Origin of the sequence: Lentibacillus halodurans (genome assembly GCF_900112045.1) — a bacterium.
Lineage (GTDB): Bacteria > Bacillota > Bacilli > Bacillales > Amphibacillaceae > Lentibacillus > Lentibacillus halodurans.
Window position 1 is genome coordinate 1 of record NZ_FOJW01000024.1, and the last position, 22,315, is coordinate 22,315.

The window sequence follows — 22,315 nt, forward strand, 5'->3', positions numbered from 1 at the left end:
GTTAGTTGAACCGAATCGGACCTTTACTGGCAGTTGATCTCGGGATTATCTAGTGGTTATGAAGGGGAACTTACTGCCAGTTAAGGCGGGATAAAATGACTGTTATTTTCACGAGATTTCATGGAGGCCTTTTTCCATTATCGGGAGAAGCCTCTTTTTACAGCGATTATACGTTAAATTAAAAAAGGAGTAGAGTTATAACGTGACAACATTCAATGAATTAAATATATCACAGCCTATTATGAAAGCATTGCAAAAAATGGGCTTTGAGGAAGCAACTCCGATTCAGTCAGAAACGATACCCCTGGCACTTCAGGGAGATGATGCAATTGGACAAGCACAGACAGGAACCGGGAAAACCGCAGCATTTGGAATCCCTATGATTGAAAAAATTGATCCGAAACAACGGAAAATCCAAGGGCTGGTTGTAGCACCGACGAGAGAACTGGCCATTCAAGTAGCGGAAGAATTAAACCGCCTTGGCAAAATGAAAGGTGTCCGTTCGATGTCCGTGTACGGCGGCCAGCACATGGAACGGCAAATACGTGCATTGAAAGACGGCCCGCATATCGTCGTCGCAACACCCGGAAGGCTGCTTGATCACATGCGGCGCAAAACAATCCGGACAACAGATGTAAAGACAGCTGTTTTGGATGAAGCCGATGAAATGCTGAATATGGGCTTCATTGATGATATCCGTGATATTTTGAAAAATATTCCGGAAGATCGGCAGACACTGTTATTTTCTGCAACGATGCCAAAAGAAATTCGGGATATTGCAACCAATCTGATGAAAAATCCAAAAGAAGTCAAAGTGAAAGCAAAAGAAATGACAGTTGAAAATATTGATCAGTATTTTATTGAAGTTCCCGAGAAACAAAAATTCGATACATTGACCAACCATTTGGATTTTTATGCTCCAGCACTCGCGATTGTCTTCAGCCGGACGAAAAAACGGGTGGATGAGATAACGGACGGGCTTCAAGCACGGGGATTCCGTGCAGAAGGAATTCACGGAGATCTGACGCAAGGGAAGCGGATGTCTGTTTTGAACAAATTTAAAAACAGCCGTGTTGACGTATTGGTTGCTACAGATGTCGCGGCACGGGGACTTGATATTTCAGGTGTGACGCACGTTTATAATTTTGATATACCGCAAGATCCAGAAAGCTATGTACACCGGATTGGCCGTACCGGAAGAGCGGGCCGCACCGGAGAAGCCATTTCATTTATCACACCGCGTGAAATCGCGCATTTAAATTTGATTGAAAAAGTGACGAAAAGCAAAATGACGCGGATGGCTCCACCGACTCATCAGGAGGCTAAACGAGGTCAGCAGCAGGCGGCGGCAGATAAATTACGGAAAAAGATTGATCAGCAGGATCTGCAGGATTATCATGAAACAGCTAACGAATTGTTGCAGGACCATGATTCGATTTCAGTGGTTGCTGCTGCCCTTAAGATGATGACAAAAGAGCGGCGTAATGCACCGGTCAACATTTCATCTGTTCAGCCGATCAGTGTGAAAAAGGCTCAGCACGGCAAAAATAATAAAGGCAGATCACATAACAAGAAATTTTACGGAAAACGCGGACAAGGCGGACGTAAACAAGGAGGCCGCAATCAAGGCGGACGGAATCGTAAAGGAAATTATCAGAAACACCGTAGCCGCAAACCAAACAGCTAAAAAAGGCTCCTTGTGAGAAAGGAGCTTTTTTCATGGCTAAAGAGATTCGGTAGCATTGTTGAACGATAGTTGGTCATACCCTGTTAAAAGTTTCGGAACTTTGGTAATATGAATCCGTATATGGTAAAGGGACTAACTGATCGAGATGAAGGAAGTGACGATTATGCGACAGCCACCGGTTAATCGGATTGCACGGGACGCGATTAAAGCATGGAAAATATCGGCCGCAATCGCTGAAGGGGTACTATGGTTTATAACGATTGCACTCTTTGTATTGGCATTTATGTTTGAATTTTCCTATTGGTATGGAGCAGCGGCCGTTTTAATCAGCGGGATAAGTACTTTTTTCTTTGTATTTTTGCTGCCGAAACTGCGTTGGAGAAGATGGCGCTATGAATTGTTTGAACAAGAGATCTACATTCAGCATGGTATTCTGATTGTATCCCGGACGCTTGTCCCGATGATCCGTGTGCAGCATGTCGATACAAAACAGGGTCCGATTTTGAAAAAGTACAAGCTGGCAAGTGTGGAAATTTCGACTGCAGCCACGACCCATGAGATCCCTGCATTGCTTGAAGAAGACGCATCAGAACTGCGGGACAGGATTTCGGCATTGGCAAGGGTGGATGAAGACGATGTTTGAAACGAAACGATTGCACCCGGCGGCCATTATTTTTAATTTAATCAAAACGGTGCGTGAGTTTTTATTTGCCATTATTTTAGGTTTTATTACATTCCGGGATGAATCTCTTGTTTACTTTGTGCTGATTGTAGCGGGGCTGCTGGTCATCTTCATCACAGGCAATGTATTGACATGGTATCGCTATACTTATCGGGTTGAAGATAATGAATTGCGTATTGAATATGGTGTTTTCATACGGAAGAAGCGTTATATATCCAAGAATCGCATTCAATCGATTGATTTGACTTCTGGTGTCATTCACCGAATTCTTAAATTGACAAAAGTTCAGATCGAAACGGCAGGAACCGGGATGAGTGCAGAAGCCTCGCTCAGTGCGGTCAAACTGGCAGAAGGAGAGGCACTCAGGCAAGAACTGAAAACAGGCAGGACGCAGCAAGCCGATAAGGGAGATATAGCTGAAGAATCAGCGGAACCTATATATCCATCCGACACCATTTGTTTTAAACGGTTATTCATCGCAGGTACAACATCAGGCGGAATAGGTGTCATCATGGCGTTGGCAGTTGCTGCCTTTTCTGAACTGGAACAATTTATTCCGGATAGCTTTTATGATAATACGGTGGAATGGGTTATCGGACTAGGATTCATCTTCATGATTGTACTCACCGTCTTTCTTTTGCTGCTGCTTTGGCTATTGGGAATTGCAGGAACGATGATCAAATACGGAAATTTTACGATTACGAAAAACGATCAAGAATTATTGATCACCCGCGGTCTCCTGGAGAAGAAACAATTGACGATCCCATTAAGAAGAATTCAGGCAGTTGGTATTCAAGAAAGTATGATCCGGCAGCCGCTAGGATATGTGACCGTGTTTGCGGAAATTGCCGGTGGGTCAATGGATAAAGGGGAAGATTTTTCCTCCATTTTATTCCCGATTATGAAGCGGGATGAAGTGGAGGAGTTCCTGGGAACTTTTCTGCCGGAGTATTCCGGGATTCAGAGTGAACTGACACCATTGCCAAAACGGGCACGGAAATTTTACTTGATGCGTTCCATGATTCCGTTTCTGCTAATCGTAGCTGCAGTGGGAATCTTTTTTCCAACCTTTATTTGGGCACCACTGATATTGCTGCTTGTTGGCGGTCTGGTTCTGGGATGGCTGCGGCATAAGGATGGGGGTTTTAGCCTGGAAGGAACACGGTTAACGATAAGGCATCGTGTTTTAAGCAGGAATACGATTATGATGTATCATAAACGGATCCAGGCATTTGAGAAAAAACAGCACAAGCTGCAGAAAGTACAACAAATGGCTTCTATGCGGCTTTCGATTGTCGGTAAAATGGGAGCAGGTACGCATTTTACAATCAAGGATTTGGAAGAAACACATACCGATGAGTTATCGGACTGGTATTCACTCAGAAGTCAGGGGTCAAATTAAAAGGAATCGGCTGTATGGCCGATTCCTTTAAAATATGCGGCTGAACAGTCCAAGTACGACAAGGATTCCCAAGAAAATCCAGAGACCGTTTTTAAAAATCCTTTTGTTCCTTTGCTTTTTGTGCCAGCGGTCCGGATCGAACTGGATGGATCCGTCATCAACGTATTGTCTTCTAACCCATGGCATGTATGGCCGGACATTATTCAGTACCAGTGGTGCAATCGCAAAACCCCCGATAAATCCAAATACATGGGAGTAGATGTTTATACCTGGACGGATAAAGGTCATCAGCAGGCCGATAACCAAGATGACGGTGATAATCTGGGAGCTTGACTGGTCGATCAGATGTTTACGGAAGGCAACCATGAAAACATAGATACCGAATAACCCATAAATCGCCCCAGATGCGCCAACATGAGCATAAATGGATGGCCCCAGTAAAAAGGTGGCAATATTTCCGGCAAGACCACCTCCAAGAAAGACGGTAAGGAATTTTAATTTGCCAAGCATCTGCTCGAGGGCAGGGCCGAATAATACAAGTGCAAATGAATTAAATAATACATGCATAAGATCGGCATGAAGAAAAATGGCTGTCAGCAAACGCCAGTACTCCCCCTGGCTGATGTAAAAGTTAATGCCCATTCCCCAATTTTCAATCAGTGTGCCAAGTGGGGTCTGTAAAAAGCCAGTCAGAAGCCAAAGTGCCAATTGGATAATAATCAGCCAAGCGACCACCGGATAGAGCTGCATAAATTCTTTAATACTGCGCTCGTTTCGTATAAACATTTACCATTCCTCCTTCCTCTTTTGAGAAAACGTTTGAAGTTTGAACAATATTATAAGACATCCAGATCTAGTTTTACATTTGGATGTTTCCGGGTAGTATAATAATAGTATGGTATTCTATAGTATGACCACTACAATCTTACTAGAATACACTGTGTTAGTATAATAATATGCTATTCGCTGCAGAGAGGAAAGCGATTTTTATGATAAAGGGTATTGGAATCGATATGATTGAATTGGATCGTATTCAACATAATATGCGGCAAAACAATCGATTTGCTGACCGAATTTTGACATACAAGGAAAAAACCGTTCTTGAAACCTTAACGAATGAACGGAGAAGGGTCGAATATCTTGCAGGCAGGTTTACAGCCAAAGAGGCTTTTTCCAAGGCTGTGGGGAGCGGTATCGGAAAATTAAGTTTTAAACATATAGAAGTTACCTCTAATACATATGGTGCTCCGGAGATGAACGTCGCCGGTTATGAAGACTGGCATATTTTTGTATCAGTTACACACAGCAGGGACTATGCAGTGGCACAGGTTGTATTGGAGGAACAGAACTGAATACCTTTGACGGGCGTTTTTCTGCATAATTGGCAAGGTTGTCTCATATATTCTAGTGCGGGCAGGAGGGAATAGCGTGAATATTGTCACCGCAGAAGAAATGTACGATATGGATCATGAAGCCATTCATGAAATAGGCATTGATGGCAAGCTATTAATGGAGAATGCAGGGAGGGCAATGTCTGGCAGGATCGAAGCAAGTGTGAATAAATCTGACTGTATCCGGATTTTTGCAGGAAGCGGAAATAATGGCGGTGATGGGTTCGTCATTGCCAGGACACTGTTGAATAATGGGTATCATGCATCCGTTGTGCAAGTTGTACCAAATGAAAAGGTATCCGGTGATGCGCTTTTTCACAAAAATTTATTTGTTAAATGTGGCGGTGATGTTCGCGTTACGCGCCAGATTTCAGAAATTGAAGTGATCGTACGGAATACAGACGTGATCGTCGATGCCATGTTGGGGATTGGCACGAAAGGGGTGCTTCGTGAACCACTGAACGAGATTGTAACGACTATGAATCAAGCAGCTGCGCATATCATTTCCATTGACATTCCTTCAGGGCTTCCGGCAAATGAAGGAGTACAGGACTTTCAAGCGGTACAAGCTAATGAGACAGTCGTCGCGGGAATACCGAAAATGAGCGCATTTCTAGAGAGTACAGCTCTGTATTACGGAGAGTGGGATACTGTTTCGTTTGGACTCCCGGCAAAAGTTACCGCCAACTATAAGCAGCGGTGCGTCTGGACGGTGGACAGTTTCCGGCAGAGCATGCCTGAGCGCAAACGTCATGCACATAAAGGCCATCACGGTCGCGGATTGGTTATCGGCGGAAATGCCGAAATGCCCGGTTCCATCGCAATGGCCGCTGATGCTGCATTACGGACAGGTGCCGGGCTGATTACTGCTGCTACCACAAAAGGTGCAGTTCCCGCTGTTTCTTCACATTGTATGGAAGCTACGTACCTGACGCTAGGCGATACGGATGGATATCTGAATTATGATATATCCATCCCATTTGATGATTATGATACAGTATTGCTTGGTATGGGGATGGGCCGTCGTCGTGAAACAGGGAAACTGGTGCAGCAAGCAGTGGAACAAGCGAAGTGTCCGCTGATCGTGGATGCAGATGGTCTATACCATTTGAAGCCATTGCTTGATAAGCTCAAACATCTGACAAATCCTGTAGTCCTGACACCGCATCCGGGGGAAATGGCTATGCTTTTGGACATTCCCGTACAAAAACTGCTGCAGTCTCCATTTTCCTTTACAAAAATGTTTGCCGAAAAGCATCAGGTATACGTCATACTTAAAGGGATGTTTACAATCATCACAACCCCGGAAGGCAGGCAGACGGTAAATAGTACCGGGAATCAGGGTCTTGCCAAAGGAGGGAGCGGTGATGTATTGTCCGGGATCACATTAGCAATGGTCTTGCAGCAGCAACCGCTCAGCGAAGCGTTATGCAATGCCTGTTTTGTACATGGGAAAGCTGCTGATTTGCTTATCGAAGAATCGCATTCTGTTTATGATCTGATGGCATCTGATGTTATTGCCGGCATCACAAACGTCTATCGTACATGCATGGCAATACAGTGACAATAAGTTTTTCCCTTCGTCAGTCGAAAGCTCGCAAATTGTGTGAAATGCGACAAGGGAGACATGTCCATGAAAAAAATGTTTGGTATTTGGGTTGTCGTCGTATTTGGCTTTATCTTTATACTATCTGCCTGTGGTGAACAGTCCCAGGAAGATGTTGTGGAAAAGTTGGAATCGAACCTCGAGTCCATGAACGGATATAAAGCAAGAGCCGAAATGACGATGAACACCGGGCAGGAAGATCAGAAGTATAGCATAGACGTCTGGCATAAGAAAAAAGACTTTTATCGTGTGGAACTCAGCAATAACCAGGATGAAGAGGGCAGCCAAATTATTCTGAAAAACGAAGACGGGGTATTTGTCCTTTCACCGGCACTGAACAAAAGCTTCAAATTTCAGGAAGAGTGGCCGGAAAACGGCAGTCAGCCATACCTTTATCAGTCACTTGTCAACGATATTCTAAAAGATAATGAAGCTGAATTTGACATAAGCGAGGATCATTATATCTTTGAAACGAAAACAAATTACCAAAGCAACAATAACTTACCATACCAGGAAGTTTACTTTGATAAAAAGTCCTATACACCGGTTATGGTCAAAGTGCTGGATAAAGACCGAAATGCGCTGGTACAAGTGAATTTCTCTGAATATAATACAGACCCCACTTTTGAAGATGATGACTTTACCATGGAGAAAAATATGAACAGCGAATCTGCTGATACGTCAGTTTCAAGTGATGCTGAAGCGGAAACAGACACATTTTCCGTTGTTTATCCGCAAAATATGAAAGGCTCAGAATTGGTGGAAGAAACACAGCTTGACACGGCAAACGGTGAACGGGTCATTATGACATTTTCCGGCGACAAAAGTTTCACGCTGGTTGAGGAAAAACAGGAAGTCGTCCAAACCTTGTCTTCACCGCAGATGGTGGATGGCGAAATTGTGAATTTGGGTCATGCCATAGGTGCACTATCTGATAACACAATTGAGTGGACCAACAATGGGATGAATTTTATCCTGGCAAGTGAGGAACTAACCAGAGAAGAATTGATCGAAGTTGCACAATCTGTACAGGGCAAAGAAGTGAAGTAAATGAAGCATAGCAAGCAGACTCATCAGAGAGGGGGTCTGCTTTTTATTTTGACTTTTTTTAGATAAAATGTAGAGCAGAAGGCAAACAAGGGGGATTTTCGGTGGAACGCAAACAATATCGGGGAACATGGGCAGAAGTGGATCTTGACGCGATTGGGCATAATATCAATCAAATGAAAAAAAGGCTGCCTGAACATTGTGCTGTTATCGCAGTTGTTAAGGCGAACGCATATGGGCACGGTTCGGTCGAAGTTGCTGAAAAAGCTCTTGCATCGGGTGCGAAAATGCTTGCGGTGGCATTGCTGGAAGAAGCATTAATCTTGCGTGAAGCAAATATTACAGCCCCAATTCTTGTATTTGGAAGCGTATCTCCTCGGGATGTACCGGTTGCTGCCAGGCAGGACATTACGTTAACGTGCTTTCAATTGGAATGGATCCGTGACGTGAAACAACTTTCTCTCCCATCGACGTTAAATGTACATATGAAATGGGATACCGGTATGGGACGCGTGGGGTTACGGACAAAAGAGGAATTACTGGAAATGACAGAAGAATTTCGCGGGGCCGCGGGCATTCATTTAACCGGGATTTATACACACTTTGCCACGGCTGACGAAGCGGATATATCCTATTTTCAGCTGCAGCAGAACCGCTTTGATCAATTGCTGGATACATTTAAATCTATTTGGAACAAACCTGTGGCAGTTCATGTCGGTAACAGTGCCGCATCTATCCGTTTTCCTGAAAAAATGTATGACTATATGCGGTTTGGCATATCGATGTATGGCCTATATCCATCAGATGTTCTGAAAGATGAACGTGAGATAAATCTGAAACCGGCATTTTCATTGTACAGTAGACTCATTCATGTCAAACGTATGGCACCGGGTGAATCAATCAGCTATGGTGCAACCTATACCACAGGGCATTATGAATATATCGGAACAATACCGATTGGTTATGCTGATGGCTGGATTCGTAAGTTGCAGGGGATGGACGTTTTGGTCGATGGAAAAAGGATGCCGATTGTCGGACGAATAACGATGGATCAGACCATGATTAAACTGGATCAGGAATACCCTGTCGGGTCCAAGGTAACCTTAATCGGAAAACAGTGGAATGACGAAATTGAGACCGATGAACTTGCGGCAAAACTGGAGACCATCAACTATGAAATACCTTGTATGATATCGGAACGTGTTCCAAGACTGTATAAGTCGGAGTCAATTTAAGGTTTTCTGCATTTCGTTGGCATAAATTGACTGTTTGGAAATAATATAAATAGCAGGAGTCCTTTCAAGCGAGGTTACTATATAACAAGATCAGAAGCAGTTGCGTATAAGACCTTTCAATATTGTGAAACATGATCTCAAGAAGAGATTTCCGAACCGGGTTTCCAGAAAAATTCCGATAAGCCTTTGCAAACCATGGGATACAATGATATCATTAAACAAGAATTTGATCATGATCGTTTACAAGTTGTCGGAGGTGCATGGTTTTGTCAGAGAGCTTACAGGAAATTTCAGTACGTTTACCTAAAAACCTGCTAAATGAGGTGGATGGACTTATGAAGTATGAAAATAGTGATCTGAGTGATTTCATATGTCAGGCGACAAGAAATTATCTGGAATATAAAAAAGATGAGCACATCCAGCAGTTCCGCGAATCAATGCAGCAAGGTTATATGGAAATGGCCAATATTAATCTGACCATCGCTTCAGAAGCTTTTCAGGCCGAGGAAGAAGCTGAGAAAAACAATTTACAACGTACAGTGATCGGGGTGTAAGGCACTTGATCGTTCAAAGAGGCGAAGTTTATTTCGCCGACTTATCCCCTGTAGTGGGATCAGAACAGGGAGGCATACGCCCGGTATTGATCCTGCAGAATGATATCGGAAACCGGTTCAGCCCAACGGTTATTGTTGCTGCTATAACTGCTCAGATTCAGAAGGCCAAACTCCCGACACACGTGGAGATAGATGCGAAACGGTATGGATTTGACCGTAACTCGGTTATATTGCTGGAGCAAATCAGAACGTTGGATAAGCAGCGGTTGACCGATAAGATAACAAAGCTTGATAATCATATGATGGAAAAGATTGATAAGGCTTTAGAGATCAGTCTTGGATTAAAAGAAATGTATGATCAATAGGTGATGCCCCCTTTTCAAATCAGGAATAGGGGTATTTTTTATGGTTCATCAATGTGGTTTTTCACTGTAAGCTGGTCAAAGCCAGGTTTTCAATGAATATTCATCGAATTTTGCCATATTTTATGATAAAGTGTAGTTAAATATAACAAAAAAATTTAAAAATAATGATGTATAACGTAATAGGTGGAAAGTGGGAGGGCAATATGGACAGAGAGTTTAAGAAAATTGTGTTGGATAACAGTGATATCATCGTTCAAAAATGGATTGATGAGATTGATTCACTGAAGAACTCCAATTATTCATCCAGTGTTACTGATGAATTACTGGAAAGTACCAATCGTGAATTTGTTAATATCATTTTTGGCAGTATTCAAAATGAAGGTGACACGAAACAATTAAAGGAATTCTCTGAAAAGCTGATCAACCTCGGCTGGCAGGTAAGCTACATAACAGACGGCCTGCAGGTTTTCAGACGTGTAACCATTGATTTTATACTCAATCAAACAGATCAAATCGACACAAATTATATTTCCGAATTGCTCCATAGTGTTGATAAGTGGGTTGAACCTGTGATTAAACAGCTGGTTAATGAGTATTCGGGAAACTGGGAAAATATTTTATCGTTGCAGCGTGTGGCGCTCCAGGAGTTGTCTGCTCCACTTATCCCGGTTATGGATGATATAACCGTTATGCCGCTGGTTGGAACGATTGATACGGAACGAGCCAAGTTAATTATGGAGAACCTGCTTGACGGTGTGATCAAGCACAGTTCAGAAGTTGTGTTAATTGATATCACAGGTGTCCCGGTTGTGGATACAATGGTTGCCCACCATATTGTTCAGGCGGCGGATGCGGTTCGCTTAGTAGGCGCAACATGCATCCTTGTCGGCATCCGTCCGGAAATTGCTCAGACAATTGTAAATCTGGGAATTGATTTAGGCAAATTCCCAACCAAGAGCTCACTCAGAAAAGGATTTATTAAAGCGCTCGAACTTACCAATCGCAAAATTGTCGATGTCGAACAAAAGGACAGTGGCATGGAACAGTTGATTGATTCGCTTGGTGGAGAGTGATCAGATGCGGATACCTATTTTAAAATTGCACAATTATTTATTAATTTCAATTCAAACTGAAATAGATGATAATACGGCGATACAGTTTCAGGAAGATTTACTGGATAAAATCCATCATACCGGAGCTACTGGTGTGGTGATCGACCTGACATCGGTTGAGATCATCGACTCTTTTATCGCAAAGGTTTTGGGTGATGTTGTTACGATGTCAGATCTTATGGGGGCAAAAGTGGTATTGACAGGGATTCAGCCTGCAGTTGCCGTCACATTAATTGATTTAGGGGTACATTTAAAGGATGTGCCTACCGCACTAGATTTAGAACGGGGATTGATCAAATTATATCAGGAATTGGGGGAATGACGATGGATCTCCAATCCTGTGTTACAATAGAAAAAGAGTGGGATATCGTAAAAGCACGTCAATTAGGCAGGGACATTGCACGTGAAATTGGGTTTGGAACGGTTGACCAAGCACGTATTGCTACTGCGATATCAGAACTTGCCCGTAATATTTATTTATATGCCGACAATGGGCAGGTCTGTTTTGAGGTCGCCGATGAACTGGATCAGAAAGGTATCGCTGTTATTTCGCTTGATACTGGTCCGGGGATTCAAAACATCAGTCAGGTGATGGAGGATGGTTACTCAACATCGGGAGGCCTTGGGGCGGGACTTCCTGGCGTGAAACGTTTATTCGATCAATTTGACATTCAGTCAGAAGAAGGCAAAGGGACTGAAATCAGAGTTATGAAATGGCTGAGATAAGTAAATAGAAGGCAATGCAAAAGGGGGGGGAACATGTGTTGGAGCATCTCCCTTTTGCTGTTTCGGAATAAGGGGGCGAATTGAGTGGAAACCCTGAATACAGATATTAGCAATTACCGCAATTTATTAAAACATTACATTGAAATACGGGATGAACAATCCCTTTATGGTGCCGAACAACTTAGCAAGGCGTTTATAAAAGACAATGTTCCGCCTGAAGAGATTATTAATCTTCATATTCAGGCACTCTCAGAGCTATACCCGGATATACCTGAATATCTTCAGTATTCCATGAACTTTTTACTCGAGATCATGATTTCTTATGGCGTTGCTCATCAGGAATTCCAGACACTGAGGGAAGAGCAATCGGAGCTTAAATCAGAAATTGCTGTAGCAGCCAATATGCAGGATACACTGCTTGCAACAACGGAACCTGACGTAGATGGTTTGGATATTGGTGTTATCAGTGTCCCAGCCCATCAAATGAGTGGTGATTATTACCACTTTGTTATGGGTGAAGATGGCTCCTTTGGTATTGCTGTTGCAGATGTTATCGGAAAAGGGATCCCTGCAGCATTGTGCATGTCTATGATCAAATATTCAATGGACAGCCTGCCGAAAGCAACGATGAGTCCCAAAACAATATTGAAAAATTTAAACCGGGTAGTTGAACGGAATGTTGATGCAAGTATGTTTATTACGATGTTCTATACGCAATATATACCAGCCGAAAGCAAAATTCGCTATTCATCTGCCGGTCATGAGCCTGGTTTTTACTATAATGCCCGAAGTAAAACGTTTGAGGAGATTAAAACGAAAGGCCTTGTGCTTGGGGTGTCTCCTGATGCAGATTATCGGGAATATGAACGTACAATTTATAAGGATGATATGATCATTCTCTTAACTGATGGTGTGACGGAATGCAGGCAGGGTGATCGATTTATCGAAACAGAGGAAGTCCTGGAAGTGATAGGGCAATATACCGATTTGCCTGCACAGGAGATGGTGAATAAAGTTTATAAACATTTTGAACGAATGCAAAATTTCCGGTTTCGTGATGATTTTACGCTGATTGTTTTACGGAAGGAAGTTTAAAAGGAATCTGATTTGGGAATAGGACTTCAAATGTGTGCGTTGCCGCCTTAATAAGGCAGTAAAAATTCAAACTTCTGGCTTAAAAGAATAACGGACATGACAGATGATGCCATAACTGCTGTGAAGTCCGATTCGTTTTATCTAACAACGGCGGAGCAGACTGAGTACGTCAAGTCTTATGCCAATATCGGCATTAGCACATCCTGTGCGTCCGCCGGCTAAATTCGTCACGTCCTGTGCCAACGCCGGCATTAGCACATCCTGTGCGTCGAAAGTGTTATACTAATTAGGGTTTATTTTATAGGAAAATTTTCATGGTAAATTAGGAGGGGAAGCATGAATTTGAAAATTGACGTTGCAGAAGGAAATGGCAAATCTGTTGTAAAACTTTCCGGTGAAATTGACGCCTATACTGCACCGCAGCTGAAAGAAAAATTATTACCGCTGACAAATAGGGAAGGTCATCGGACGGAGGTTAATTTGGAAAACGTTCATTATATGGACAGTACAGGACTTGGAATTTTTATCAGTGCCTTAAAATCAACGAAAGAAAACGACAGTGAAATGCGTCTGGTTGATTTGCAGGATCGTGTACTAAGACTATTTCGGATCACGGGACTTGATGAAATTATAACGATTGATACTGCAATTAGAGGTGGAAACGAACAATGAGCAATTTTGACTTTGTTGAAATGAGGGTGCCTGCCAAAGCCGAATATGTAGGTGTTGTACGTCTGAGCATTTCCGGTATCGCGAATCGTTTAGGTTTTTCCTATGAAGCGATTGAAGATCTTAAAGTAGCTATATCAGAAGCGGTTACCAATGCAGTTGATCACGCCTATTTTGAAGAGGACGATGGGGAAGTAACGGTCGGATTTGGTGTATATGGCGATCGCCTGGAAGTTATGGTAGCTGATCATGGAGGCAGTTTTGACTTGAATAAAATTAAGGGAGGGATTGGTCCTTATGAGGGTTCAGAATCCGTAGAAGAATTACGGGAAGGTGGCTTCGGTCTTTTCCTGATTGAAGCATTGATGGATAAAGTAGAGATTAATAACGATTATGGTGTTATCGTTTTAATGACAAAATACCTTCATGAAGCTGAGGTGGGTCTTGATGACGACCAAATCTCAACACCCCAATAAAAATGAGGATGAGATATATCAATATATAGAAGATCTTCAGAAAGACCCGAAAAATGAGGCGCTCCAGGAAAAAATTGTACTGAACTATACGGATTTAGTCGAGTCAATCGCCAGAAAATATTCAAAAAACAGTAGTATACATGAAGACTTGACACAGGTAGGCATGATCGGTTTGATCGCGGCTGTCAGAAGGTATGACCCGTCATTTGGCAAATCATTTGAATCATTTGCCATACCAACTATCATAGGTGAGATTAAACGGTTTATCCGTGACAAAACGTGGAGTGTGCATGTTCCACGCCGAATCAAGGAAATGGGTCCGAAAATCAGAAAAGCTGTCGATGAGCTAACGACAGATAATCAGAATTCACCAAGTGTTCCGGAAATTGCGGATTATTTAAACGTGTCCGAAGAAGAAATACTGGAAACAATGGAGATGGGCAAGAGCTATAAAGCCCTTTCCGTTGATAGAAAGATTGAAGCAGATTCAGAAGGCAGCACAGTTACTATATTGGATCTGGTAGGGGATAGTGACAGCGGATATAATAATGTGGATCAGCAAATGCTGCTGGAGAAAATACTACCCGTCTTATCTGAACGTGAGCAGGAGATTTTACGATGTACGTATTTTGAACATATGAGCCAGAAAGAAACCGGGGAAAGACTTGGCATTTCCCAGATGCATGTATCAAGATTGCAACGCCGCTCATTACGAAAACTCCGCGAAGCACTGCAATCTAACAGTGCGGGGGTTCTGGATTGAACGGGAAGCAAACTATGGTGGAAACAGCTGTCTTTCAAAAATCAAAGCAGAATCAATATCACTGTGGCGACAGTTATTTTTATACTGAAACGGAAAATGAATATATATGTGCCCTGGCAGATGGTTTGGGGAGCGGCGAATTTGCAAAAGAGTCTTCTGAAATTGTGATCAGTATTATCAAAGAAAATATCCATGCAACGGTTGAACAGCTGATTAAAAAATGTAATCAAAAATTGTCAGGAAAGCGCGGGGCAGTGATCGGAATCCTAAGAATTGATTTTCGGACGAGTTCTTACTCATTTTCTTCAATCGGCAATATTGGGGTGATAACGATTGGTGAGGATGGAAAGAAGAAGCGCAATATACCTAACACCGGTTATCTAGCCGGTTATCACCGACCATTTAAGGTTGTTTCCGATCAACTGGATTCGGTTATGAACTTTATTTTATTCTCTGATGGTGTTACCGACAAAGACTTATCGCAGCGTTTTTTATTGAACAGGGATGTCTACCAAGTGACGCAAACATTTGCAAATTATGCAGAAAAGGAAATCAGAACGGATGATACAACATTAATCGCAATAAAATATGATGATTAAGATCGGCTTGAATGTCCGGTCTTTTTTCATTCCAGTCTTTTTTTGATAGAATAATGGTGTAAGCCTCGTTGTAGGCGGGGAAAAGGAGGAGCGAATCTTGTCAATTGAACTGGAACAATGGGTAGCAAAAGAAGCAGAGGTCAAGACGGCTACTGTCAAAAAAGTAATTGCATTAATGGAGGAAGGAAATACGGTACCGTTTATTGCACGTTATCGGAAAGAGGCTACTGGAGGACTTGATGAAGTTCAAATAAAACAAATTTATGATAAATGGCAGTATGCAGTGAATTTGGCGGAACGGAAAGAAGAAGTCATCCGGCTTATTCATGAACAGGGAAAGCTTACCGAAGAGTTGAAGCGAAACATCACACAGGCAACACAATTACAGCGTGTGGAAGATTTATATCGGCCATACAAACAAAAACGGCGGACACGAGCATCAAAGGCAAAGGAAAAGGGCTTGGAGCCGCTGGCAATACTTGTGTGGGAACAGGGATTAACTGATATCTCCGGTGAAGCTGAAAAGTTTTTATCCGACGAATACGGACTAAAGACGGCTGATGATGTATTAGCAGGGGTTAATGATATTTTGGCGGAATGGATTTCAGATGAGCCGGAATACCGGGAGCATATACGCGGCGAAACATTTAAGCGCGGAACCATCCATGCAGAAGCAAAGAATACAAGTAAAGATGAAAAAGGCGTTTATGAAATGTACTATGCATATGATGAATCAGTCCGTTCCATGGTTTCACACCGGATTTTAGCTTTGAACCGCGGAGAAAAAGAAGGTGTGCTGAAAGTGTCGGTTGAACCGCCGGCTGAAGGTATACTGGCGTACTTGCAGCGTAAAGTGATTACAAATAATGCCAACCAGGAGGCAAGCTGCATTATCCAAGGGGCGATTGAAGACAGTTTTAAGCGGCTTATTCAGCCGGCTATTGAACGGGAGATTCGCAATAGCCTGACCGAAAAAGCGGAAGTACAGGCCATTGATGTATTTTCCAAGAATCTTAAAAGCCTGCTCCTGCAGCCCCCTTTAAAAGGAAAAACGGTACTCGGTGTTGATCCGGCGTATCGAACAGGATGCAAGCTCGCAGTTGTCAATGAAACAGGGAAAGTATATGAAGTAAGTGTCATGTACCCGACTGCACCAAAACATGATACAGCAGGTGCAGAGAAGATGATCATGGATTTAAGCAAACGATTTGATGTTGAATTAATTGCTATCGGTAATGGGACTGCATCAAGAGAAACTGAACAATTCATTTCAGACGTCATCGGGAATAATAAGCTGAATATCCCCTATATCATTGTCAATGAAGCTGGGGCGAGTGTGTATTCAGCATCCGAACTGGCACGGGAAGAGTTTCCTGATCTGCAGGTTGAGGAACGGAGCGCTGCGTCGATTGCCCGAAGAGTGCAGGATCCGCTGGCTGAACTTGTGAAAATCGACCCAAAATCAATCGGTGTCGGTCAGTATCAGCATGATGTCAGCCAAAAAGCGCTGAATGACTCACTGACATTTGTGGTCGAGACAGCTGTTAACCAGGTAGGTGTCAATGTTAATACAGCCTCACCCTCTTTATTGCAGTATGTCGCTGGCTTAAGTAAAACGGTCGCCAATAATATTGTAGAGAGGCGTAATGAAGAAGGAAAATTCGTGAATCGGAAGCAGCTGCGGGAGATACCGCGTCTCGGTGCAAAAACATATGAACAGGGTATAGGCTTTTTACGCGTTTTGGATGGTGAAAACGCGTTTGATAGAACGCCGATTCACCCGGAAAGCTATGAATATGCGGAACAGCTTTTACACTTGGTTGAATGCGACATGGCGGACATCGGAACAGATAAGCTTCAGGAAAAACTGAACAAAGTTGATATAAAAGGCTTCGCTGAAGAGATGGATATCGGTGAACCGACATTGCGGGATATTGTATCTGCATTGAGCCGTCCGGAACGTGATCCACGTGATGATTTACCAAAACCACTGTTGAAACAAAATGTTTTATCAATGGAAGATTTACAGCAGGGGATGGAAATGCAGGGTACCGTAAGAAATGTTGTTGATTTCGGTGTTTTTGTCGATATTGGCGTTAAACAGGATGGACTGGTTCATATTTCGAAAATGTCCGACAAATTCGTTAAACACCCGATGGATATAACGTCTGTCGGTGATGTTGTTACAGTATGGGTGGAGGACATTGATATCGACAAGGGACGGATTGCACTTTCAATGGTTCAAAGATAAAAAAAGCTGATGATCCTTACTGGGTCATCAGCTCTTTTTTGGTGAGAATAGTTATTTTACACTAGCTGGGACGGATAGTCCGAGTCCTTGTGCTACACGCTCGCCGTATTCTGGATCAGCTTTGTAGAAATGCTCGATTTGAAGGAGCTTAATGTCATCATAATCGACCTGTTCCATATGACCGACAACTGCTTTGATGAGACGTTCTTTTTCGTCTTCGCTCATTAACCGGTATAAGTCACCGGCTTGTGTGTAATGATCAGCTTCGGAGTAGTATACACTGTCAGCGTTTCCGTATACTTCAAATGGATTAACTTTTGTATCCGGATCTTCTTTTGGTGCTGTTTCATATCGGTTCGGTTCATAGTTGATGCTGCGGCCGCCATTGTCATAACGCATTTGTCCATCAAATTGATAGTTAGATGTATTGCCGTTAATCGGACGATTGATCGGAAGCTGCTCATGATTTGCACCAATACGATAGCGATGTGTATCGGAATAGCTGAACAGACGTCCTTGCAGCATTTTGTCCGGAGAAGCCTCAATTCCTGGTACAAAGTGTGCTGGTGAAAATGCAGATTGCTCCACTTCAGTAAAGTAGTTTTCAGGGTTTCTGTTAAGTACCATGCGACCGACTTCAATACGTGGATAATCTTTTAGTGACCAAATTTTTGTCACGTCAAACGGATCCCATTTATAGTTTTTAGCATCTTCATACGGCATGATTTGCACGTATAATTTCCATGCAGGAAAGTCGCCTTGTTCTATTGCATTATACAAATCTTCCGTATGATAATCAGGGTTTTCACCGGCAATTTCTGTTGCAACGTCTTCGTCCAATCCTTTGACGCCTTGCTCGGAAACGAAATGGTATTTTACCCAGAATGCTTCGCCATCATGGTTGACCCACTTGAATGTATGGCTTCCATAACCGTTCATATGACGGAATGTTGCCGGAATTCCGCGGTCCCCATGTAAATAAGTGACCTGATGCAATGATTCAGGTGATTGTGACCAGAAATCCCAGACCGCATTTTTATCTTTCAGGTTTGTCCTCGGATTCCTTTTTTGTGTATGGATGAAATCCGGGAATTTGATGGCATCACGGATAAAGAAAATAGGTGTATTGTTACCAACTAAGTCATAGTTGCCTTCCTGTGTATAGAATTTAACCGCAAATCCGCGCGGGTCACGAACTGTATCAGCAGAGCCCAGCTCACCTGCAACAGTTGAGAACCGGATGAACATTGGTGTTTGTTTACCAGCTTCACTTAGGAAGTCAGCCTTTGTATATTGTGATATTTCATCATTTGTAACCTCGAAATATCCATGTGCACCTGCACCTTTTGCGTGAACAACACGCTCCGGTACACGTTCTCTGTCAAAATGCGCCAATTTTTCTAGAAGGTGAACATCCTGAATTAAAACCGGACCTCTTTGACCTGCAGTGATTGAATTCTGGTTATCCCCGACAGGAGCGCCAGAAGCCGTTGTCATTCGTTTCTTTTCGTTACTCACTTCCTGAACACCTCTCCTTTAATGAAATGATTTGGTACATCCACTATTATAATACAAATCTATCAAAAATCAATATTTATTTAAAATTATTGTAAATAAGCGGCGGGTGTAAATAGGGGAATTTAACATGTCCTCTCGTTATGATAGAATATGATCAATTAGCCTCTCAAGGATGATCAGTATGGACTTGATGGATGAAAAAGAACTGAATGAATTAGTACAGAAATTATCAATCAAATTTTTCGGTAAACGATTTGATGATCAAGTCAAATATAATCACCGGCTTAGAACAACAGGCGGGAGATACATCCCTGCCAAAAGAACGATAGAGCTGAACCCCAAGTTTGTTCTTGAATTTGAAGATGAAGAGGTTATCGGTATTCTTAAGCATGAACTTTGCCATTACCATCTTCATATAGAAGGGAAAGGTTATAAACATGGTGACAGAGACTTTAAGAATCTTTTAAAAGAGACAGGGTCACCGAGGCATTGTTCACCATTGCCCTCATCGGAAAAACGCTTTAAATATACGTATGAATGTAAAAACTGCCATCATGTTTATAAGCGTGTCCGCAAAGTTGATGTGAAGAAGTACAGATGCGGCAAGTGCAGAGGCGAGTTGATTATGAAGTAAGAATAAGATGAACACTGAAAGCCGCTTTATCATGATTAGGCGTAAAAACCTGCACTCTAAATACCTTGTAAGTGTGTTCGGTGGTGGGTACTCAATAATAAGATTTTCTATATTGTTGACGGAACCCGTCCTGCATGTTAAATTAATTAAGCCTTAAAAAACATTGAACAGTGAAAGAGCAGATTTTCTTACAGTTCCCCCAAAAAAATCTCTATATAATATTGACATTAAAGGGGATATATTGTATTATATTTTTCGTCGCAGTTGTTAATGGATATAACATGATGGACAATGCTTTTGTGAGAAATGTAGCAAAACTGCATTTACACACAATACGGCGAGCGAAAAAACTTAATACAGACCAAAGATTATTCCATGGTAGCTGGCCGCAAGCATCAACGAACAAACATCTGAGTGCAGGCCTGCGAGGAGTGCGTCTCCGCCGAATAATCTTGCAACACGACGAGCACAACTTATTTGATTATATTACCTTGCTACTCATCTAAGATTATTCCACAGTAGCTGGCCGCAAGCACCAACGAACAAACATCTGAGTACAGGCCTGCGAGGAGTGCGTCTCCGCCGAATAATCTTGCAACACGACGAGCACAACTTATTTGATTATATTACCTTGCTACTCATCTTAGATTATTCCACAGTAGCTGGCCGCAAGCACCAACGAACAAACATATGAGTACAGGCCTGCGAGGAGTGCGTCTCCGTCGAATAATCTTGCAGCACGACGAGCACAACTTATTTGATTATATTACCTTGCTACTCATCTTAGATTATTCCACAGTAGCTCAGTGGTAGAGCAATCGGCTGTTAACCGATCAGTCGCAGGTTCGAGTCCTGCCTGTGGAGCCATTATACGGAGAAGTACTCAAGTGGCTGAAGAGGCGCCCCTGCTAAGGGTGTAGGCCGTGTAAGCGGCGCGAGGGTTCAAATCCCTCCTTCTCCGCCATATTATGGCCCGTTGGTCAAGTGGTTAAGACACCGCCCTTTCACGGCGGTAACACGGGTTCGAATCCCGTACGGGTCATAGCCTATTTTTTATAATTAAATTGGTGGGTCCGGTAGTTCAGCCGGTTAGAATGCCTGCCTGTCACGCAGGAGGTCGCGGGTTCGAGTCCCGTCCGGACCGCCATTCGTTGGGCTATAGCCAAGCGGTAAGGCATCGGGTTTTGATCCCGTGATTCCCAGGTTCGAATCCTGGTAGCCCAGCCATTTTTATGCAAAAATAAATGATTAGATAATAGAATGTATAGTGCAATATCGACACAGGTTGCTGTGCGCGGGATTGCGAGGAGTTTAGTCTTTATCGGACAAAGCTGACAACACGACAAACACCATGGCTGTAGCCGTTTATCGTACAATATGAGCCATTAGCTCAGCTGGCAGAGCATCTGACTTTTAATCAGAGGGTCGGAGGTTCGAATCCTCCATGGCTCACCATTTTGCGGGTGTGGCGGAATTGGCAGACGCGCTAGACCCAGGATCTAGTGTCTTATGACGTGGGGGTTCGACTCCCTTCATCCGCATTTACTTTAAAGGCCATAAAGGTGTTGGTCAGGATGTTGTGTTTGCGACCTTTATTCCCCTTAACCAATGGGATGAAAGACCCCTTCCCACTGATTAAAGTTTCACTTTATATTACTGTGGCGTTTCTCAGTATTTATTTTGTCTGAATATGCGGTCGTGGCGGAATGGCAGACGCGCTAGGTTGAGGGCCTAGTGGGAGTTAATCCCGTGGAGGTTCAAGTCCTCTCGGCCGCATTAAAAAATGTTGACACTCATCTGTTTTTGTAGTATATTGGAATATGTTGCTTTCAAAGCGCCCGTAGCTCAATTGGATAGAGCGTTTGACTACGGATCAAAAGGCTAGGGGTTCGACTCCTCTCGGGCGCGCCAAGTTAACGGGAAGTAGCTCAGCTTGGCAGAGCACATGGTTTGGGACCATGGGGTCGCAGGTTCAAATCCTGTCTTCCCGACCATCGAAAGTATATCAAACTATTTGAATCTAAATAAACTTTTTTGCGGGTGTAGTTTAGTGGTAAAACCTCAGCCTTCCAAGCTGATGTCGTGGGTTCGATTCCCATCACCCGCTCCATTTCAGGGCCTGTAGCTCAGTTGGTCAGAGCGCACGCCTGATAAGCGTGAGGTCGGTGGTTCAAGTCCACTCAGGCCCACTTTGCTCTTTGAAAACTGAACAAAACAACCAAGAAAGATGCCTAAACAGATGTCAGAGGCAGGGAGCTGGAAATCGGTTATATGCCGATGAGAGCTTCTTTGAACCCCTGAATCAATTTTTGAAGCTGAGATATTGATAAGGCTGATCGGTGTCAGTCTTATGACAACTTTATTGGAGAGTTTGATCTTGGCTCAGGACGAACGCTGGCGGCGTGCCTAATACATGCAAGTCGAGCGCGGGAAGCAAACTGAAATCTTCGGATGGACGTTTGTGGAACGAGCGGCGGACGGGTGAGTAACACGTGGGCAACCT

21 protein-coding genes, 12 tRNA genes and 1 rRNA gene are annotated in these 22,315 nt (G+C 43.1%); 32 read left to right on the top strand and 2 right to left on the bottom strand.

Annotated features, from left to right (window positions below; genetic code table 11):
• The first annotated feature begins 202 nt into the window (after positions 1–202).
• From cshA to BM195_RS17560, 3 genes are all read left to right on the top strand, one after another.
• Complete coding sequence (cshA, locus tag BM195_RS17550; protein WP_090241513.1) at positions 203–1,687, top strand: degradosome RNA helicase CshA; 1,485 nt, start codon at positions 203–205, stop codon at positions 1,685–1,687.
• Between the two features lie 163 nt (positions 1,688–1,850).
• The gene (locus BM195_RS17555) at positions 1,851–2,330 is read left to right on the top strand and encodes a PH domain-containing protein (protein WP_090241515.1); all 480 of its coding nucleotides are present in this window, start codon (positions 1,851–1,853) and stop codon (positions 2,328–2,330) included.
• Positions 2,323–3,771, top strand: coding sequence for a PH domain-containing protein (locus tag BM195_RS17560; RefSeq protein WP_090241519.1), 1,449 nt, complete (start codon positions 2,323–2,325; stop codon positions 3,769–3,771). The genes BM195_RS17555 and BM195_RS17560 overlap by 8 nt, the downstream gene beginning before the upstream one ends.
• A 27-nt stretch (positions 3,772–3,798) precedes the next feature.
• On the opposite strand, the gene BM195_RS17565 is transcribed toward BM195_RS17560, so the two are convergent.
• On the bottom strand, positions 3,799–4,557 hold the full coding sequence (locus BM195_RS17565; RefSeq protein WP_090241521.1) for a rhomboid family intramembrane serine protease: 759 nt from the start codon (positions 4,555–4,557) through the stop codon (positions 3,799–3,801).
• 203 nt (positions 4,558–4,760) lie between these two features.
• Between BM195_RS17565 and acpS the strand changes: the two genes are divergently transcribed.
• From acpS to BM195_RS17640, 15 genes are all read left to right on the top strand, one after another.
• A complete protein-coding gene (acpS, locus tag BM195_RS17570) occupies positions 4,761–5,123 on the top strand; it encodes a holo-ACP synthase (protein ID WP_090241528.1) in 363 nt (120 codons plus the stop codon).
• 76 nt (positions 5,124–5,199) lie between these two features.
• Positions 5,200–6,726, top strand: a complete 1,527-nt coding sequence (locus BM195_RS17575; RefSeq protein WP_090241532.1) for an NAD(P)H-hydrate dehydratase — start codon at positions 5,200–5,202, stop codon at positions 6,724–6,726.
• A 69-nt stretch (positions 6,727–6,795) separates the two neighbouring features.
• Positions 6,796–7,818: a LolA family protein gene (locus BM195_RS17580; RefSeq protein WP_090241535.1), complete on the top strand. Its 1,023-nt coding sequence runs from the start codon at positions 6,796–6,798 to the stop codon at positions 7,816–7,818.
• 101 nt (positions 7,819–7,919) lie between these two features.
• On the top strand, positions 7,920–9,050 hold the full coding sequence (alr, locus tag BM195_RS17585) for an alanine racemase (RefSeq protein ID WP_090241539.1): 1,131 nt from the start codon (positions 7,920–7,922) through the stop codon (positions 9,048–9,050).
• Between the two features lie 266 nt (positions 9,051–9,316).
• Positions 9,317–9,604, top strand: a complete 288-nt coding sequence (locus BM195_RS17590) for a CopG family ribbon-helix-helix protein (RefSeq protein ID WP_170848298.1) — start codon at positions 9,317–9,319, stop codon at positions 9,602–9,604.
• 5 nt (positions 9,605–9,609) lie between these two features.
• Positions 9,610–9,969, top strand: a complete 360-nt coding sequence (locus BM195_RS17595; RefSeq protein ID WP_090241547.1) for a type II toxin-antitoxin system PemK/MazF family toxin — start codon at positions 9,610–9,612, stop codon at positions 9,967–9,969.
• Between the two features lie 203 nt (positions 9,970–10,172).
• Positions 10,173–11,042: an RsbT co-antagonist protein RsbRA gene (locus BM195_RS17600; RefSeq protein ID WP_090241552.1), complete on the top strand. Its 870-nt coding sequence runs from the start codon at positions 10,173–10,175 to the stop codon at positions 11,040–11,042.
• 4 nt (positions 11,043–11,046) lie between these two features.
• Positions 11,047–11,403: an STAS domain-containing protein gene (locus tag BM195_RS17605; protein WP_090241556.1), complete on the top strand. Its 357-nt coding sequence runs from the start codon at positions 11,047–11,049 to the stop codon at positions 11,401–11,403.
• Positions 11,404–11,405: 2 nt separating this feature from the next.
• Positions 11,406–11,807: an anti-sigma regulatory factor gene (locus BM195_RS17610; RefSeq protein ID WP_090241562.1), complete on the top strand. Its 402-nt coding sequence runs from the start codon at positions 11,406–11,408 to the stop codon at positions 11,805–11,807.
• An 84-nt stretch (positions 11,808–11,891) separates the two neighbouring features.
• On the top strand, positions 11,892–12,902 hold the full coding sequence (locus tag BM195_RS17615; protein ID WP_090241565.1) for a PP2C family protein-serine/threonine phosphatase: 1,011 nt from the start codon (positions 11,892–11,894) through the stop codon (positions 12,900–12,902).
• Positions 12,903–13,238: 336 nt separating this feature from the next.
• On the top strand, positions 13,239–13,574 hold the full coding sequence (locus BM195_RS17620) for an STAS domain-containing protein (RefSeq protein ID WP_090241569.1): 336 nt from the start codon (positions 13,239–13,241) through the stop codon (positions 13,572–13,574).
• On the top strand, positions 13,571–14,047 hold the full coding sequence (gene rsbW / locus BM195_RS17625) for an anti-sigma B factor RsbW (RefSeq protein ID WP_090241573.1): 477 nt from the start codon (positions 13,571–13,573) through the stop codon (positions 14,045–14,047). The genes BM195_RS17620 and rsbW overlap by 4 nt, the downstream gene beginning before the upstream one ends.
• Positions 14,019–14,810: an RNA polymerase sigma factor SigB gene (sigB, locus tag BM195_RS17630; RefSeq protein WP_090241577.1), complete on the top strand. Its 792-nt coding sequence runs from the start codon at positions 14,019–14,021 to the stop codon at positions 14,808–14,810. The genes rsbW and sigB overlap by 29 nt, the downstream gene beginning before the upstream one ends.
• A gap of 14 nt (positions 14,811–14,824) precedes the next feature.
• The gene (locus BM195_RS17635; protein ID WP_090241593.1) at positions 14,825–15,409 is read left to right on the top strand and encodes a protein phosphatase 2C domain-containing protein; all 585 of its coding nucleotides are present in this window, start codon (positions 14,825–14,827) and stop codon (positions 15,407–15,409) included.
• A 97-nt stretch (positions 15,410–15,506) separates the two neighbouring features.
• A complete protein-coding gene (locus BM195_RS17640) occupies positions 15,507–17,660 on the top strand; it encodes a Tex family protein (protein WP_090241580.1) in 2,154 nt (717 codons plus the stop codon).
• A gap of 51 nt (positions 17,661–17,711) precedes the next feature.
• On the opposite strand, the gene BM195_RS17645 is transcribed toward BM195_RS17640, so the two are convergent.
• Positions 17,712–19,157, bottom strand: coding sequence for a catalase (locus BM195_RS17645; protein ID WP_170848299.1), 1,446 nt, complete (start codon positions 19,155–19,157; stop codon positions 17,712–17,714).
• A gap of 202 nt (positions 19,158–19,359) precedes the next feature.
• Between BM195_RS17645 and BM195_RS17650 the strand changes: the two genes are divergently transcribed.
• The 14 genes from BM195_RS17650 to BM195_RS17715 form a co-directional block, all read left to right on the top strand.
• The gene (locus tag BM195_RS17650; RefSeq protein ID WP_090241587.1) at positions 19,360–19,812 is read left to right on the top strand and encodes a SprT family protein; all 453 of its coding nucleotides are present in this window, start codon (positions 19,360–19,362) and stop codon (positions 19,810–19,812) included.
• A 792-nt stretch (positions 19,813–20,604) separates the two neighbouring features.
• A tRNA-Asn gene (locus BM195_RS17655) sits at positions 20,605–20,679 on the top strand.
• Positions 20,680–20,685: 6 nt separating this feature from the next.
• Positions 20,686–20,776, top strand: a tRNA-Ser gene (locus tag BM195_RS17660).
• Between the two features lie 6 nt (positions 20,777–20,782).
• Positions 20,783–20,854, top strand: a tRNA-Glu gene (locus BM195_RS17665).
• Positions 20,855–20,882: 28 nt separating this feature from the next.
• Positions 20,883–20,959, top strand: a tRNA-Asp gene (locus tag BM195_RS17670).
• Positions 20,960–20,964: 5 nt separating this feature from the next.
• Positions 20,965–21,039 (top strand) — tRNA-Gln (locus BM195_RS17675).
• Between the two features lie 152 nt (positions 21,040–21,191).
• Positions 21,192–21,267 (top strand) — tRNA-Lys (locus tag BM195_RS17680).
• A gap of 4 nt (positions 21,268–21,271) precedes the next feature.
• Positions 21,272–21,353, top strand: a tRNA-Leu gene (locus BM195_RS17685).
• 151 nt (positions 21,354–21,504) lie between these two features.
• Positions 21,505–21,588, top strand: a tRNA-Leu gene (locus BM195_RS17690).
• A 58-nt stretch (positions 21,589–21,646) separates the two neighbouring features.
• Positions 21,647–21,723 (top strand) — tRNA-Arg (locus tag BM195_RS17695).
• Between the two features lie 6 nt (positions 21,724–21,729).
• Positions 21,730–21,806, top strand: a tRNA-Pro gene (locus tag BM195_RS17700).
• A gap of 42 nt (positions 21,807–21,848) precedes the next feature.
• Positions 21,849–21,922 (top strand) — tRNA-Gly (locus tag BM195_RS17705).
• A gap of 5 nt (positions 21,923–21,927) precedes the next feature.
• Positions 21,928–22,001 (top strand) — tRNA-Ile (locus tag BM195_RS17710).
• Positions 22,002–22,171: 170 nt separating this feature from the next.
• Positions 22,172–22,315 (top strand): 16S ribosomal RNA (locus BM195_RS17715); the annotation flags it as partial.